The organism is Segatella salivae F0493 (genome assembly GCF_000477535.1).
In the GTDB taxonomy this organism is placed as follows: Bacteria; Bacteroidota; Bacteroidia; order Bacteroidales; family Bacteroidaceae; genus Prevotella; species Prevotella salivae.
Map to the genome: position 1 here is coordinate 404278 of NZ_AWGW01000007.1, position 14321 is coordinate 418598.

The window sequence follows — 14321 nt, forward strand, 5'->3', positions numbered from 1 at the left end:
TCCAATTTCCACTTTTTCTGCATTCATAAAGGAAGATGATTGCAATCAAACGTGCATAAGAAGTGAGCCATAAAAAACAATAAATGAGATGTAATCTCAAATTATTTTATTATTTTTGCAACAGAAAACAAAGTATATATACGAATAAAAATATGAATGTTTTAGAGCTAAGTGAACAGGAGATTATTCGCAGACAATGTCTCCAGGAGTTGCGTAATATGGGCATCGACCCTTATCCTGCAGCTGAATATCCAACCAATGCATATTCAACAGAAATAAAGGATGAGTTCAAAGATGACGACGAAAAACGCGAAGTAGTGATTGCCGGACGCATGATGAGCCGCCGAATTATGGGTAAAGCCAGCTTCGCAGAGCTTCAAGACAGCAAAGGACGCATTCAAGTCTATATCTCACGTGACGAAATTTGTCCCGGAGAGAATAAGGATTTATATAATGTAGTGTTTAAGAAACTGCTCGACATTGGTGACATTATTGGTGTTAAAGGCTATGTGTTTAGAACACAAACTGGCGAGATTAGTGTGCACGCAAAAGAGATTACACTGCTCAGTAAGAGTCTAAAGCCGCTGCCAATCGTTAAATATAAGGATGGCGTTGCCTATGATAAGTTTGATGATCCAGAGCTACGCGCGCGTCAACGCTATGTAGACTTGATTGTCAACGATGGCATAAAGGAGACCTTTTTGAAGCGTGCGACCATCTTACGCACAATGCGTAACTTCTTTGATGAACACGGATATACGGAAGTAGAGACGCCAACCTTGCAGAGTATTGCAGGAGGTGCGAGTGCACGTCCATTCATAACACACTTCAATGCGCTTAACATTGACATGTATATGCGTATCGCCACAGAACTCTATCTAAAGAGATTAATCGTCGGAGGCTTTGAAGGCGTTTATGAAATTGGTAAGAACTTCCGCAACGAAGGTATGGATAAGTTTCATAATCCGGAGTTTACCTGCATGGAACTATACGTGCAATACAAGGACTATAACTGGATGATGAGCTTCACAGAGCAACTACTTGAGACGATATGTAAGGCAGTTAACAACGGAAGTACAGAGGTAAAGAATGGTGAACACACGATATCTTTCAAGGCACCTTTCCGCCGTTTGCCGATACTTGAAGCCATTAAAGAAAAGACCGGCTTTGATCTTACGGACAAAAATGAAGAGGAAATTCGCAAGATTGCAACCGAAGAACTGAAAATAGAAGGCTTGGATGAGAGCTTTGGAAAGGGAAAACTCATCGACGAAATATTCGGAGAATTCTGTGAAGGCACATTCATCCAACCGACTTTCATTACAGATTATCCTGTAGAAATGAGTCCGTTGACGAAGATGCACCGTTCAAAGGCTGGACTTACAGAGCGATTTGAGCTCATGGTTAATGGCAAAGAACTCGCTAATGCCTACTCCGAATTGAATGATCCTATAGACCAAGAGGAGCGCTTTAAGGACCAAATGAAGTTGGCAGATAAGGGAGATGACGAGGCAATGATTATCGATCAAGACTTCTTAAGAGCTTTACAATATGGCATGCCTCCTACATCTGGCATCGGAATTGGCATTGATCGACTCTGTATGTTGATGACAGGTAAGGAGTTCATTCAGGAAGTTTTGCTCTTCCCTCAAATGAAACCAGAAGCCAAAATGCCACAAAGCAGTGTTAAAGAATGGGCAGAATTGGGTGTCGATGAGCCTTGGGTATACGTTCTTCGCAAGGCAGGCTTCAACCTGATTAGCGATATTAAGGACGAGAAAGCACAGGGATTGCAACAGAAACTCGGTGAAATCAATAAGAAATATAAATTAGGTTACGAGAAGCCTTCTGTGGAAGAGGTTCAGCATTGGATTGACAAGGCAAATGTTTAAATGTGGAAACATAGCCATTATTGGCGGAGGTTCGTGGGCAACGGCTATCGCAAAACTCGTCGTTAAGCATGAAAACCATATCGGATGGTACATGCGTCGCGACGACAGGATAGCCGAATTTAAACGCTTAGGCCATAATCCTGCCTACCTACAAGCGGCAAGTTTCGAGGTCAGTAAGATTAATTTTTCGAGTGACCTCAATCAAGTTGTCAGCGATTATGACACATTAGTGTTCGTAACGCCATCTCCTTATTTGAAGAATCACTTGCAAAAGCTCTCTGTTCCGCTAAGTAATAAGTTTATCATTAGTGCCATCAAAGGAATTGTTCCAGATGAAAACCTTGTGGTATCTGAATACTTTCATCAAGTGTTGGGCGTCCCCTACGAGAACATAGCATGCGTAAGTGGCCCATCACATGCGGAAGAAGTAGCCTTAGAACGACTTTCTTATCTCACTATTGGATGTGCTGATGTGGAAAAAGCTCAGGCATTTTCAAACATCATCTCAAGCGAATTTATCAATACAAAGACTTCTTTGGACATCGTCGGCATTGAATATGCGGGCGTATTAAAGAATGTTTATGCTATTGCGGCAGGCATTTGTCATGGTCTTAAATATGGCGACAACTTCCAAGCAGTGTTTCTTTCTAACGCCATTCAAGAGATGAATCGTTTCCTTACGGCTGTTTATCCTGCACAACGAAACATTTGTGATAGTGTATATTTAGGCGATTTACTCGTTACAGGCTATAGTAATTTCAGTCGGAATCGTACATTTGGAACAATGATTGGTAAGGGATATTCTGTTAAAAGCGCACAGATCGAGATGGAAATGGTAGCAGAAGGATACTTCGGTAGCAAGTGTATGATGGAAATCAACAAGCAGTTTGGCGTTGACATGCCTATACTTGATGGTGTATATCATATCTTATATGAACATGGTTCTCCGCAAAGAGTCGTTCAATCAATTATAGAAAATTTTAGATAGTCAATGATCTTGTACATTATATAAGGTCAGGATAATAACAAAAAACAATGAAAAATATCAGTGTAGACATTACAAAGGCAGCACAGTTCCTAAAACCGGGAGCTGTTGAAGCCTATGAAAGTCAGGTCAAGGCCGCTCAAGAAGCTCTTGAAAATGGTACTTGTCCAGGTAACGATTTCCTTGGTTGGCTTCATCTGCCGACAAGTATCACACCAGAATTCCTTGGTGAAATCCAGAACACGGCAAACACTTTGCGTAACAAATGCGAAGTAATCGTCGTTGCAGGTATTGGTGGTTCTTACCTCGGTGCACGTGCCGTTATTGAGGCATTAGGTAATAGTTTCGCTTGGTTAACAGCCGAAAAGAAGAATCCAATCATTCTTTTTGCTGGCAATAATATAGGTGAAGATTACCTGTTTGAACTCACAGAGTATCTTAAAGGCAAAAAGTTTGGTGTTATTAATATTAGTAAATCGGGCACAACTACAGAGACTGCGCTCACCTTCCGCTTGCTAAAGAAACAATGTGAAGCACAGCGTGGCAAGGCAGAAGCTAAGGATGTAATCGTTGCTGTGACTGATGCGAAGAAGGGAGCTGCCCGTACTTGTGCAGACAAAGAAGGCTATAAGAGCTTTATTATCCCTGATAACATTGGCGGACGCTTCTCAGTTCTCACTCCCGTTGGGCTGCTTCCAATAGCTTGTGCAGGCTTCGATGTCAAACAACTCGTTAGTGGTGCGCAGGAGATGGAACGTGTATGTGGTAAGGAAGTACCCTTTAATCAGAACCCCGCAGCACTCTATGCAGCTGTTCGAAACGGTCTTTATAGCGAGGCAGGAAAGAAGATTGAGATTGTTGTTAACTTCCAACCAAAGCTCCATTTCTTTGCAGAATGGTGGAAACAACTATTTGGTGAGAGCGAAGGTAAAGACAATAAAGGTATCTTCCCAGCAGCTTGTGACTTCACAACCGACCTGCACTCTATGGGTCAGTGGATTCAAGAGGGCGAACGTTCTATTTTTGAAACAGTCATCAGTATAGAGGAACCAGAAAACAAACTGCTTTTCCCACACGACGAAGAGAACTTAGATGGTCTTAACTTCCTTGAGGGAAAGCGCATTGACGACGTTAATAAGATGGCAGAACTTGGCACTCGTCTCGCTCACGTTGATGGTGGAGTACCTAACATTCGCATTAGTGTTCCACGCTTGAATGCTTATTACATTGGTCAACTTATCTATTTCTTTGAGATAGCTTGTGGTATCAGTGGCAACCTACTTCAGGTCAACCCATTCAACCAACCAGGTGTAGAGGCTTACAAAAAGAATATGTTTGCCCTGCTCAACAAACCTGGTTACGAAGCTGAAAGCAAAGCCATCCGCGAACGTTTGTAAATGAAAGACGAAATAAATAAATACTTAGAAGAACACGGCTTTGGGCATTTTAGCCCCAAAGCCGTGCTTTTTGATATGGATGGTGTACTCTATGATAGCATGCCTCACCATGCCATTGCATGGCAAGAAAGCATGAAGCAGTTTGGCATTCGCATGACAAAGGCTGACGCTTACGCCACAGAAGGGGCGCGAGGTATTGATACCATCCAACAGTTTGTTAAGCAACAACAAGGCAAAGACATTAGTCTTACAGAGGCACAACGCATGTATGATGAGAAAACTCGACGTTTCCACATGATGCCAGAAGCCCTAATCTTTGATGGCGTTCTTGACATTATGCGAAACATTCAACAAGCAGACATGAGCATAAATGTTGTTACCGGCAGTGGACAACGACCGCTGATAGCACGCCTCCTCCATGACTTTGGAGCCTTTCTTGATGAAAATCATATCACCACGGCATACGATGTAAAACGTGGCAAGCCTTATCCAGATCCTTATCTTGCAGGACTTCAGAAGGCGGGTAACCTTCAACCATACGAAGCGATCGTGATAGAGAACGCACCACTTGGCATTCGTTCGGGTGTGGCTGCAGGCATCTTTACAATCGCAATCAATAGCGGTCCACTGCCAGACGACTCACTTCTTAACGCCGGTGCAAACATATTATATCACAAGATGACTCAACTGGTCGACGATTGGAGTAACTTTATTTCGTTTTTTGCACACTCTTAAAAGGCGTGCGCACTTTTAAGCAAAACTATTTTAATATAGCTTAAAATTACATTGAATGTTTGTTGTAAGTCTTTGTGTATCGTAATTTTGTTTAAACAAAGACATATAACGACATGACATCTGAAGAATTTTACATCCTTGGCAATGACTTTCGCCGGCAAGGTGACTTCAAACGTGCTATGGAAGCCTATATGGAATCCATTGCACTCGATGCTAATAGTCCCGCCGTTGAAGCCAAAAAGATGCTCGCATCCATATATGCTTTCTATTGCAAAGACATGTATAATCCTTAGGAGTGTCATCGACAACAAACACATATCAATCACATTATGGGAAAAGTAGTAGGTGCCATCGTTGTTAACGAGGACCGTTGTAAAGGCTGTTCGCTTTGCGTAGCGGCCTGTCCGAAAGACGTTATCGCGCTGGCCGACAGGAAAGTCAACGTAAGTGGCTACACTTATGTCGAAGCAATCCATCCCGATGACTGCATCGGATGCGCTGCTTGTGGCATAGTTTGCCCCGATGGCTGCATCACTGTCTATCGAAAGAAACTTGATTAAACATGATCAAATCTATGGAAGAGAAAGAAATTAAACTCATGAAGGGTAACGAAGCCATCGCACATGCAGCCATTCGATGTGGCACAGATGGTTATTTTGGCTACCCGATTACACCACAAAGCGAAATCATTGAAACCCTTGCACAACTCAAACCATGGGAAACCACTGGCATGGTTGTATTGCAAGCAGAGAGCGAAGTGGCTTCTATCAATATGCTATATGGCGGAGCTGGCGCCGGAAAACGCGTGCTAACAAGTAGCTCAAGCCCTGGAATTGCGTTAATGCAAGAGGGTATTTCCTACATGGCGGGAGCCGAATTACCCGGTGTTATCGTGAATGTTCAGCGTGGAGGTCCAGGCTTAGGAACCATCCAACCGAGTCAAAGCGATTATAATCAAGCCACTCGTGGTGGTGGAAATGGAGACTATAATGTCATCGTTCTCGCGCCAAACTCTGTGCAAGAAATGGCAGATTTCGTCGACTTAGCATTCACTTTGGCTTTCAAATACCGTAATCCTGCAATGATATTAAGCGATGGAGTAATCGGTCAGATGATGGAAAAGGTAGTGCTTCCCCCTATGAAACCTCGCCGAACAGAAGAGGAAGTTATCCGCGAATGCCCTTGGGCTTCAACGGGACGCACTAAACATCGTGCACCAAATATCATCACTTCACTTGAACTTATGCCTGAAGTGATGGAACAAAAGAACTTGCATCTGCAAAAGAAATATCAGCAAATCAAAGACAATGAAACGCGTTGTGAGATGACAAATTGTGATGATGCTGACTATATTGTCGTGTCATTTGGTAGCGCATCTCGCATTGCTGAGAAGAGCATGGAACTTGCTCGGGAACGCGGAATCAAAGTAGGACTCTTCCGCCCCATAACACTTTGGCCTTTCCCTGAAAAGGAATTGCGCGAAGCTTCGGCCGGAAAGAGAGGCATACTTGTGGCAGAAATCAATGCAGGACAAATGATTCAAGACGTCAAACTGGCTGTAGGAAGCAACATTCCCGTAGCACATTTCGGACGATTAGGCGGTATCGTGCCCGATCCTGAAGAGATTGTAGACGCTTTAGAGACTAAACTTATCGACAATGAATAACGACATCATATCACCAGAAAACTTAGTTTATGAGAAACCTAAACTCATGAACGACACTGCTATGCACTATTGTGCAGGCTGTTCTCACGGCGTTGTACATAAGCTTGTGGCTGAAGTCATCGCCGAAATGGGCATGGAAGACAAGGCCATTGGAGTCAGCCCGGTAGGTTGTGCGGTATTCGCTTACCGCTATCTTGACATCGATTGGCAAGAAGCGCCACACGGACGTGCTCCCGCTTTGGCTACAGGCATTAAACGCCTTTGGCCCGATCGCCTTGTGTTTACCTATCAGGGAGATGGTGATTTGGCTTGTATCGGAACAGCAGAAGCCATCCATTCGCTCAACAGAGGCGAGCATATCACGATTATTTTCATTAATAATGCTATCTATGGCATGACTGGTGGGCAGATGGCGCCAACCACTTTATTAGGTCAAAAGACTGCAACCTGCCCGTATGGTCGCGATGCAGAACTGCATGGTTACCCTCTAAACATCACGGATTTAGCCAGCCGTTTGGAGGGCACTTGCTATGTAACACGCCAGAGTGTAGAGACTGTTCCTGCCATTCATAAAGCCAAAAAAGCTATCAGAAAGGCATTCGAAGCCTCAATGAAAGGACTTGGTTCAAGTCTCGTTGAGATTGTATCAACGTGTAACAGCGGTTGGAAGATGACACCATTAAAGGCTAACGAGTGGATGGAGCAACACATGTTTGAGAAGTATCCCAAAGGAGATTTGAAGGATACAACCTCACTTTAAACAACAAGTAAACGTATGAAAACAGAAATTATCATAGCAGGCTTCGGCGGACAAGGTGTGCTTTCCATGGGAAAGATACTCGCTTATTCGGGTATGCTCGAAGGAAAAGAGGTCACTTGGATGCCTGCCTACGGCCCCGAACAACGCGGAGGAACGGCTAATGTGACGGTGATTATCAGCGATGAACGCATCTCTTCGCCCATACTTAGCAAGTATGATGTGGCCATTGTGCTTAATCAGCCTTCGTTAGATAAGTTTATGCCGAAGCTAAAACCTGGCGGAATGCTCATCTATGACGGCTTTGGCATCGTTAATCTGCCTACGAGAGACGACATCAAAGTCTACAGAATAGACGCTATGGACAAGGCTGCGGAGATGAAAAACGCCAAGGTTTTCAACATGATTGTACTTGGAGGTCTCCTTAAAGTCTGTCCAGTTGTCAGTACGGATGGACTACAAAAGGCTCTATTCAAATCGCTTCCAGAACGCCACCACCACCTCATTCCACTAAATATGCAGGCTGTGGAGGAAGGCAAGAAGATGATAAAATAGAGGCTTTTCAATAGAAGAGTTTCACGCTTTTGCAAAAACAAGTTGTTGTTTTCTATCATTTCTGAACTATGATAAATTGAAAACGGAATGCAATAAAAATAGCGTGAAGCTATGATTTCAAAGGCTACGGCGTACAATGTCAATCATTGTGCGCCGTAATGTATATACATCATCTTGCATCTTTGCATAAACCACATGATAGATGATTTGATTCTGCGCCATCGGTATTATATTTTCCCACGCATTGCAATGTTTAATCATGTTGTGAAATGACGCATATCGACGTGTAATTAGGCTCATTTTATCGTGTGAAATGACGCTATTCACACGATTATTTGCATGAGATGACAACGCAAAAAGTCAGAAAAGGGATAATCCTTTGAGGAGCAACGTTTTGTGGATAATAAAAAAATAACGCATATTTGAAGTGGAAGTAACCCACGATTCAAATATGCGTATCCTATAAAATCATTTGCGAAATAAGACAACAAATGTCAAAACGGCTTAGTTTGCCATTTCCGATAGGAACTTAATTCTTACCAATCGGATTTCATCTTCACTGTATTCGTCGCCAAGTTCATTGATAGCATCGTCCAAACTATCGGTTTCACTCTCACGAAAATACTCATAAATATCGTCAACATGCTCGTCGTCAATCACCTCTTCAATGAAATAGTTGATGTTAATCTTAGTGCCACTATAAACGATTGCCTCCACTTCATCAAGTAATTCATCGAAAGAAAGGCCCAAAGATTCAGCGATATCATTGAGTGCCAACTGCTTATCTATGCTCTGAATAATCTTTACTTTGATGATGCTTTTCTTGGCAACAGTACGCACGCGAAGTTCTTCGGCGCGCTCAATACCATTGTCTTCACAATGCCTTTTAATGAGTTCAAGAAACTCTTTGCCATAACGCTTAGCCTTACCAGCCCCAACTCCTTGAATCTGTTGAAGCTCTTCAACCGTTATCGGATACATTGTTGCCATCTGTTCTAACGATGGATCTTGGAAGATTACATATCCTGGAACGCCGAGTTTCTGGGCCATTTGCTTGCGAAGTCCTTTCAACATAGCAAACAATTCGGGGTCAAGAGCCATACCAACAGCCTCACCTCCCTCTTCATAATCGTCGTCTTTGAACTCATTATCACGCACAATCATAAACTCAGTTGGATGCTTTATGAAGCGCTTTCCGGCTGAAGTTATCTTCAAAAGTCCATAGTTTTCTACATCCTTTTTAAGGTAACCAGCTATTAATGCCTGTCGAATGACGGGGTTCCATAACTTCGGATCCTCGTCCTCTCCAGCCCCAAAGTCTTCTAATTGGTCGTGTTTATGCGACAAGATATCATCCGTTCCACGACCTTTTATGAAGTCAATGACATACTCTTGTCTAAAGTTTTCCTTTAGTGCAAGCACTGCTTTTAGAACAATGTTCAAGGCATTTCCCGCCTCAATCTTTTCTTTTGGATGGAGACAATTGTCGCAGTTGTGACAATTATCATGGGGATATTCTTCTCCGAAATAATGTAAAAGCATCTTGCGACGGCATACAGAAGACTCTGCATAGGCAGCCGTTTCTTGTAGCAACTGGCGTCCAATGTCCTGCTCGGCAACAGGCTTTCCTTCCATAAATTTCTCTAATTTATTGAGGTCTTTCTGGGCATAAAACGCGATGCACAGCCCCTCTCCACCATCTCGACCGGCTCTACCCGTCTCTTGATAATAGCCTTCTAAGCTCTTCGGAATATCGTAATGGATAACAAAACGCACATCAGGCTTGTCGATACCCATGCCAAATGCAATGGTAGCTACAATGACATCGATGCGTTCCATGAGGAAATCGTCTTGGGTTTGTGAGCGTGTTGCGCTATCAAGACCTGCGTGATAAGGAGCTGCTTTAATATTGTTAGCCTTGAGAACTTCGGCAAGTTCTTCCACCTTTTTACGTGAAAGACAATAGATAATGCCACTCTTTCCCTCGTGTTGACGAATGAATTTGATGATTTGTTTATCCACATCATTCGTCTTTGGCCGTACTTCGTAGTAGAGATTTGCCCGATTAAATGAGCTCTTAAACTCGTGGGCATCCATAATTCCAAGGCTCTTCTTGATGTCAGTACGCACCTTGTCGGTCGCTGTTGCAGTCAAAGCTATGACGGGAGCATTGCCAATTTTGTTGATCGTTGGACGTATATTGCGATACTCCGGACGGAAGTCGTGCCCCCATTCTGATATGCAATGAGCTTCATCAATGGCGTAGAATGAAATGTGAATCGACTTGAGGAATTCTACATACTCTTCCTTATTGAGCGATTCTGGAGCCACATAGAGCAGCTTGGTCTTGCCACTTCGCACGTTATCCATCACCTGTTGGATGGCTGATTTGTTGAGAGATGAGTTCAAATAATGAGCCACAGTACCGTCTTCACTCATGCCGTTTATGACGTCAACTTGGTTCTTCATCAGGGCAATCAGTGGCGAAATGACGATTGCAGTGCCCTCCATGATGAGTGAAGGAAGCTGATAACACAGGCTCTTTCCACCTCCAGTGGGCATCAAAACAAACGTATCATGCCCCTCCATTAGACTGAGAATGATTGCTTCTTGGTCGCCTTTGAACTTGTCAAAGCCGAAATAATGTTTTAGTTGTTGTAATAGATTTGTGTCCTTTGCCATACCATTAGCTCACTTCATCCCTATCCATTAGCGATAGTTTTGTTTTTCATTGGGCATCCGGACGATAGCTTTTATCGCCCGGATTCATTGTTTATACAGTCTTATCAAGATTTTGTAAGTAAGACTTGTCTAATTGATTCTTCGCATAGTCAAGTGTAACGACAAAATCTTTCATCCGTTTTGACGGCACTTCGAACATCGCATCCATCATGATTGACTCAACAATTGAGCGCAGACCACGTGCACCTAACTTATATTCTACAGCCTTATCCACGATGAAATCGAGTGTATCCTCTTCGAAACTTAGCTTAATGCTATCCATTTCGAACAGCTTTTTATATTGCTTGATGATTGAGTTCTTCGGCTCAACCAGTATGCGACGCAATGCTTCGCGGTCCAAAGGATTGAGATAAGTGAGTACCGGTAGACGACCAATAATCTCGGGAATCAATCCAAAGGACTTCAAATCCATTGGCTGAACATATTTCATGAGGTCGCTCTTATCTATCTTTGCCACGTTCTGTACAGAGTTATAACCGACCACATGGGTATTCATTCGCTGGGCAATCTTACGTTCTATACCATCAAAAGCACCGCCACAGATGAATAAAATGTTCTTTGTGTCGACATGAATATAGTCTTGATCGGGATGTTTTCGACCGCCTTTTGGAGGTACATTGACCATCGTTCCCTCTAAAAGCTTTAGTAAACCTTGCTGAACGCCCTCGCCGCTGACATCTCGAGTGATAGAAGGATTGTCGCTCTTACGTGCAATTTTATCAATCTCATCTATGAAAACAATACCCCGTTCGGCTGCAGCAACATTGTAATCTGCAACTTGAAGTAAGCGGCTTAGTATACTTTCAACATCTTCTCCCACATATCCTGCCTCGGTAAATACCGTTGCATCGACGATGGTAAAAGGCACATCAAGCAGCTTTGCAATAGTACGTGCGAGCAAAGTCTTACCCGTTCCCGTGCTACCCACCATGATGATGTTACTCTTTTCAATCTCAACACCATCCTCATCGGTAGGTTGCTGCAGACGTTTATAGTGATTATACACCGAAACGGACAAGAAACGTTTGGCTTCATCTTGCCCGATGATATACTCATCAAGGTATTTTTTTATCTCCTTTGGCTTGGGAACTTTCTTTAATTTAAAAGGTTCCTCCTGGTCATTTGTAGCAGTATCTGAACCAGCTACGCCCGCACTGCGTACAATATCATAGGCCTGCTTGGCACAATCCTCACAGATGTATCCATTAAGTCCAGTGATAAGCAGCCGCACTTCGCTTTCACTTCTGCCACAAAAACTACATGTTTTTTTTGCCATAGTTTACTTCTTACGAACCAATACCTCATCAATCATGCCATATTCTTTTGCTTCTTGAGAAGTCATCCAATAGTTTCGATCACTATCTTTCCATACTTTTTCGAAGGGAGTATGTGAGTGTTCAGAGATGATTGTATAGAGTTCTTTCTTGAATTTCTGTATCTCTTTGGCCTCAATCTCTATGTCGGAAGCTTGTCCTTGCACACCACCGAGAGGCTGATGTATCATTACTCGGCTATGGGTTAGCGCCGAACGTTTACCTTCTTGGCCTGAAACGAGGAGCACAGCAGCCATAGATGCAGCCATTCCTGTACATATCGTTGCCACGTCACTACTAATGAATTGCATCGTGTCATAAATGCCAAGACCGGCTGTTACGCTACCCCCTGGGCTGTTGATATATATGGAAATATCCTTCCCACTGTCTACAGAATCAAGATAAAGTAACTGAGCTTGCAATGTATTGGCAGTATAATCATCTATCTCTGTACCAAGAAAGATAATGCGATCCATCATCAATCGTGAGAACACATCCATCTGAGTAACGTTCAATTGGCGTTCTTCGAGAATATAAGGGTTAAGATATTGCGCTTGAGACTTAATGACATCATCAAGCACCATCCCACTCATTCCTAAATGCTTAGTGGCATATTTTCTAAAATCATTCATAGCGTTATGTTTTAATTAAAGACAAAAAAAGGAGGTTATCCACCTTATTTATTATCTATAGTTGCAAAGATGATGCCAAAAGCAGATTCATCTCAGCTTGTCTTCATATAGACAAAGATAATAAAAAAAGTCGATAACCTCTTATAAAAGAAGTTTTTTTTCAAAAAAAACAATTACTCGCTCATCATCTTATTGAAGTCATCGAGGCTGATTTCCTTTTCATTTAGCTTCACAACTTTCTTCAAAGCGTCAGTCAATTTGATGTCAACAGCGCGATCAACGAGGCCGTCAACATTCTCCCGTTTCTTTAGAATCTCCTTGGCATAGTTCTCTACATACTCATCAGGTACATTGTTCATACCATACTGAGCGAATTGAACTCGTGCGGTTTCTTTAGCTGCATTGAGTACATCTTCATCATTAACTTTGATTTGATTATCAGCAACAAGTTGTTCCTTTATTAAGTGCCAAGTAAGTTCTTTGATGCTTTGCTCGTAGTTCTTCTCAACAAACTCTTCGCCCTTGTCCTTGTTGTTGTTCAGCATAATACGCTTCAACAAAGCATCAGGGAATTCAAGTTTGCCCACCTTCTTCTCGCAATAAGCACGTACATCAAGGATAAACTTATAGTCAGCATCAACTGCAAGCTGCTCTTTTAGACCCTCTGCAATCTTCTCACGGAACTCTTTTTCACTCTTAACTGTGTCTTTTCCAAACAAAGAATCAAAGAGTTCTTGATCTACTGGGTGCTTCTTGTAACGCTGAATATCTGTGATTTGATAGCTGAAATCAGACTTAATATCCTTCACACGATCACGTTCAACCTTTAGAAGTGAAGCAATCTCTGCTTCGTTTTCAAAGGCTTTGCTTACATTTAACGTAATAATGTCGCCGAGTTTTGCGCCATTGAAGAGTGCCTTTTGAGCCTCATCCTTGATATAATTAGGCAAAATAGAAGCTGCTTCAACTGTGATTCCGTCTTCTTTTGTATTGCCTTTCTCATCAAGCTCACGCAAATCACCCTTCAACATATCGTTATCTTCATAGCTTTCTGCCTTCTCATAGGTACCATTACGAGAGGTAAACATCTCTACTTGGCGGTCGATAAGAGCGTCATCTACTATGATAGTATAGTGATCAATCTTATTATGTCCGTTCAATTCTATTTTGAATTCCGGTGCAACGGCAATGTCAAAAGCGAACGTATAAGGCGCAGGTTTCTCTAAATCTTGAGCTTCTTGCTTCTCAGAAGGAAGCGGTTCACCCAACATTTGGATTTTATTGTCCTGCATATACTTGTAAATCTGTTCACCAATGAGTTTGTTGATAGCATCCATTTTGGCTGATGCGCCATACTGTTTCTTTATCAGTCCCATTGGAACCATACCCGGACGGAAGCCTGGGTAGTTGGCTTTCTTGCGGTAATCTTTCAATGTCTTCTCGACACTTGCCTGATAATCTGCCTCTTCAACAGTGATAGTCAACAGACCATTCACCTTGTCCGGATTCTCAAATGAAATCTTCATCTCTGATGTTTTTATTTATATTATTATTATTATTCGCACAAATTACGGGACGCAAAATTACTCATAATTAATGAATATACCTAATATATAATAGAAAAATTTGTTTTTTTAACCATAAAGA

13 protein-coding genes are annotated in these 14321 nt (G+C 42.4%); 9 read left to right on the forward strand and 4 right to left on the reverse strand.

Going from position 1 to position 14321, the window contains the following annotated elements; genetic code table 11:
- Nucleotides 1-152 precede the first annotated feature (152 nt).
- From lysS to HMPREF9145_RS04340, 9 genes are all read left to right on the forward strand, one after another.
- Complete coding sequence (lysS, locus tag HMPREF9145_RS04300) at nt 153-1892, forward strand: lysine--tRNA ligase (protein ID WP_036906461.1); 1740 nt, start codon at nt 153-155, stop codon at nt 1890-1892.
- Entirely contained in the window at nt 1885-2880 is a 996-nt protein-coding gene (locus HMPREF9145_RS04305; RefSeq protein WP_021824924.1) for an NAD(P)H-dependent glycerol-3-phosphate dehydrogenase, read from the forward strand. The genes lysS and HMPREF9145_RS04305 overlap by 8 nt, the downstream gene beginning before the upstream one ends.
- A gap of 47 nt (nt 2881-2927) precedes the next feature.
- On the forward strand, nt 2928-4274 hold the full coding sequence (locus tag HMPREF9145_RS04310; RefSeq protein WP_021824877.1) for a glucose-6-phosphate isomerase: 1347 nt from the start codon (nt 2928-2930) through the stop codon (nt 4272-4274).
- On the forward strand, nt 4275-5009 hold the full coding sequence (locus tag HMPREF9145_RS04315) for an HAD family hydrolase (RefSeq protein WP_021825165.1): 735 nt from the start codon (nt 4275-4277) through the stop codon (nt 5007-5009).
- A gap of 113 nt (nt 5010-5122) precedes the next feature.
- Nucleotides 5123-5302, forward strand: coding sequence for a tetratricopeptide repeat protein (locus HMPREF9145_RS04320; RefSeq protein ID WP_021824819.1), 180 nt, complete (start codon nt 5123-5125; stop codon nt 5300-5302).
- Nucleotides 5303-5338: 36 nt separating this feature from the next.
- The gene (locus tag HMPREF9145_RS04325; protein ID WP_007135477.1) at nt 5339-5569 is read left to right on the forward strand and encodes a 4Fe-4S binding protein; all 231 of its coding nucleotides are present in this window, start codon (nt 5339-5341) and stop codon (nt 5567-5569) included.
- A 14-nt stretch (nt 5570-5583) separates the two neighbouring features.
- Nucleotides 5584-6675 (forward strand): 3-methyl-2-oxobutanoate dehydrogenase subunit VorB, encoded by a 1092-nt coding sequence (locus HMPREF9145_RS04330; protein WP_021825055.1) that lies wholly within the window; start codon nt 5584-5586, stop codon nt 6673-6675.
- Nucleotides 6668-7435, forward strand: a complete 768-nt coding sequence (locus HMPREF9145_RS04335) for a thiamine pyrophosphate-dependent enzyme (protein ID WP_021824835.1) — start codon at nt 6668-6670, stop codon at nt 7433-7435. Before HMPREF9145_RS04330 ends, HMPREF9145_RS04335 begins: the two co-directional genes overlap by 8 nt.
- 15 nt (nt 7436-7450) lie before the next feature.
- Nucleotides 7451-7987 carry a 2-oxoacid:acceptor oxidoreductase family protein gene (locus tag HMPREF9145_RS04340; RefSeq protein WP_021824881.1) on the forward strand — a complete coding sequence of 179 codons (537 nt, stop codon included), beginning with the start codon at nt 7451-7453 and terminating at the stop codon, nt 7985-7987.
- A gap of 504 nt (nt 7988-8491) precedes the next feature.
- Here HMPREF9145_RS04340 and recQ read toward each other — a convergent pair.
- The 4 genes from recQ to tig form a co-directional block, all read right to left on the reverse strand.
- On the reverse strand, nt 8492-10669 hold the full coding sequence (gene recQ / locus HMPREF9145_RS04345; protein WP_021825058.1) for a DNA helicase RecQ: 2178 nt from the start codon (nt 10667-10669) through the stop codon (nt 8492-8494).
- 91 nt (nt 10670-10760) lie between these two features.
- Nucleotides 10761-12005, reverse strand: coding sequence for an ATP-dependent Clp protease ATP-binding subunit ClpX (gene clpX, locus HMPREF9145_RS04350; protein WP_021824974.1), 1245 nt, complete (start codon nt 12003-12005; stop codon nt 10761-10763).
- Nucleotides 12006-12008: 3 nt separating this feature from the next.
- A complete protein-coding gene (clpP, locus tag HMPREF9145_RS04355) occupies nt 12009-12674 on the reverse strand; it encodes an ATP-dependent Clp endopeptidase proteolytic subunit ClpP (RefSeq protein ID WP_007135470.1) in 666 nt (221 codons plus the stop codon).
- Nucleotides 12675-12847: 173 nt separating this feature from the next.
- Nucleotides 12848-14200 (reverse strand): trigger factor, encoded by a 1353-nt coding sequence (tig, locus tag HMPREF9145_RS04360; RefSeq protein WP_021824872.1) that lies wholly within the window; start codon nt 14198-14200, stop codon nt 12848-12850.
- Nucleotides 14201-14321: the final 121 nt, after the last annotated feature.

Excerpts from the sequence above, each read along its gene's own strand:
- lysS (WP_036906461.1), top strand. The coding sequence starts at position 153 with ATGAATGTTTTAGAGCTAAGTGAACAGGAGATTATTCGCAGACAATGT.
- HMPREF9145_RS04305 (WP_021824924.1), top strand. The coding sequence starts at position 1,885 with ATGTTTAAATGTGGAAACATAGCCATTATTGGCGGAGGTTCGTGGGCA.
- HMPREF9145_RS04310 (WP_021824877.1), top strand. The coding sequence starts at position 2,928 with ATGAAAAATATCAGTGTAGACATTACAAAGGCAGCACAGTTCCTAAAA.
- HMPREF9145_RS04315 (WP_021825165.1), top strand. The coding sequence starts at position 4,275 with ATGAAAGACGAAATAAATAAATACTTAGAAGAACACGGCTTTGGGCAT.
- HMPREF9145_RS04320 (WP_021824819.1), top strand. The coding sequence starts at position 5,123 with ATGACATCTGAAGAATTTTACATCCTTGGCAATGACTTTCGCCGGCAA.
- HMPREF9145_RS04325 (WP_007135477.1), top strand. The coding sequence starts at position 5,339 with ATGGGAAAAGTAGTAGGTGCCATCGTTGTTAACGAGGACCGTTGTAAA.
- HMPREF9145_RS04330 (WP_021825055.1), top strand. The coding sequence starts at position 5,584 with ATGGAAGAGAAAGAAATTAAACTCATGAAGGGTAACGAAGCCATCGCA.
- HMPREF9145_RS04335 (WP_021824835.1), top strand. The coding sequence starts at position 6,668 with ATGAATAACGACATCATATCACCAGAAAACTTAGTTTATGAGAAACCT.
- HMPREF9145_RS04340 (WP_021824881.1), top strand. The coding sequence starts at position 7,451 with ATGAAAACAGAAATTATCATAGCAGGCTTCGGCGGACAAGGTGTGCTT.
- recQ (WP_021825058.1), bottom strand. The coding sequence starts at position 10,669 with ATGGCAAAGGACACAAATCTATTACAACAACTAAAACATTATTTCGGC.
- clpX (WP_021824974.1), bottom strand. The coding sequence starts at position 12,005 with ATGGCAAAAAAAACATGTAGTTTTTGTGGCAGAAGTGAAAGCGAAGTG.
- clpP (WP_007135470.1), bottom strand. The coding sequence starts at position 12,674 with ATGAATGATTTTAGAAAATATGCCACTAAGCATTTAGGAATGAGTGGG.
- tig (WP_021824872.1), bottom strand. The coding sequence starts at position 14,200 with ATGAAGATTTCATTTGAGAATCCGGACAAGGTGAATGGTCTGTTGACT.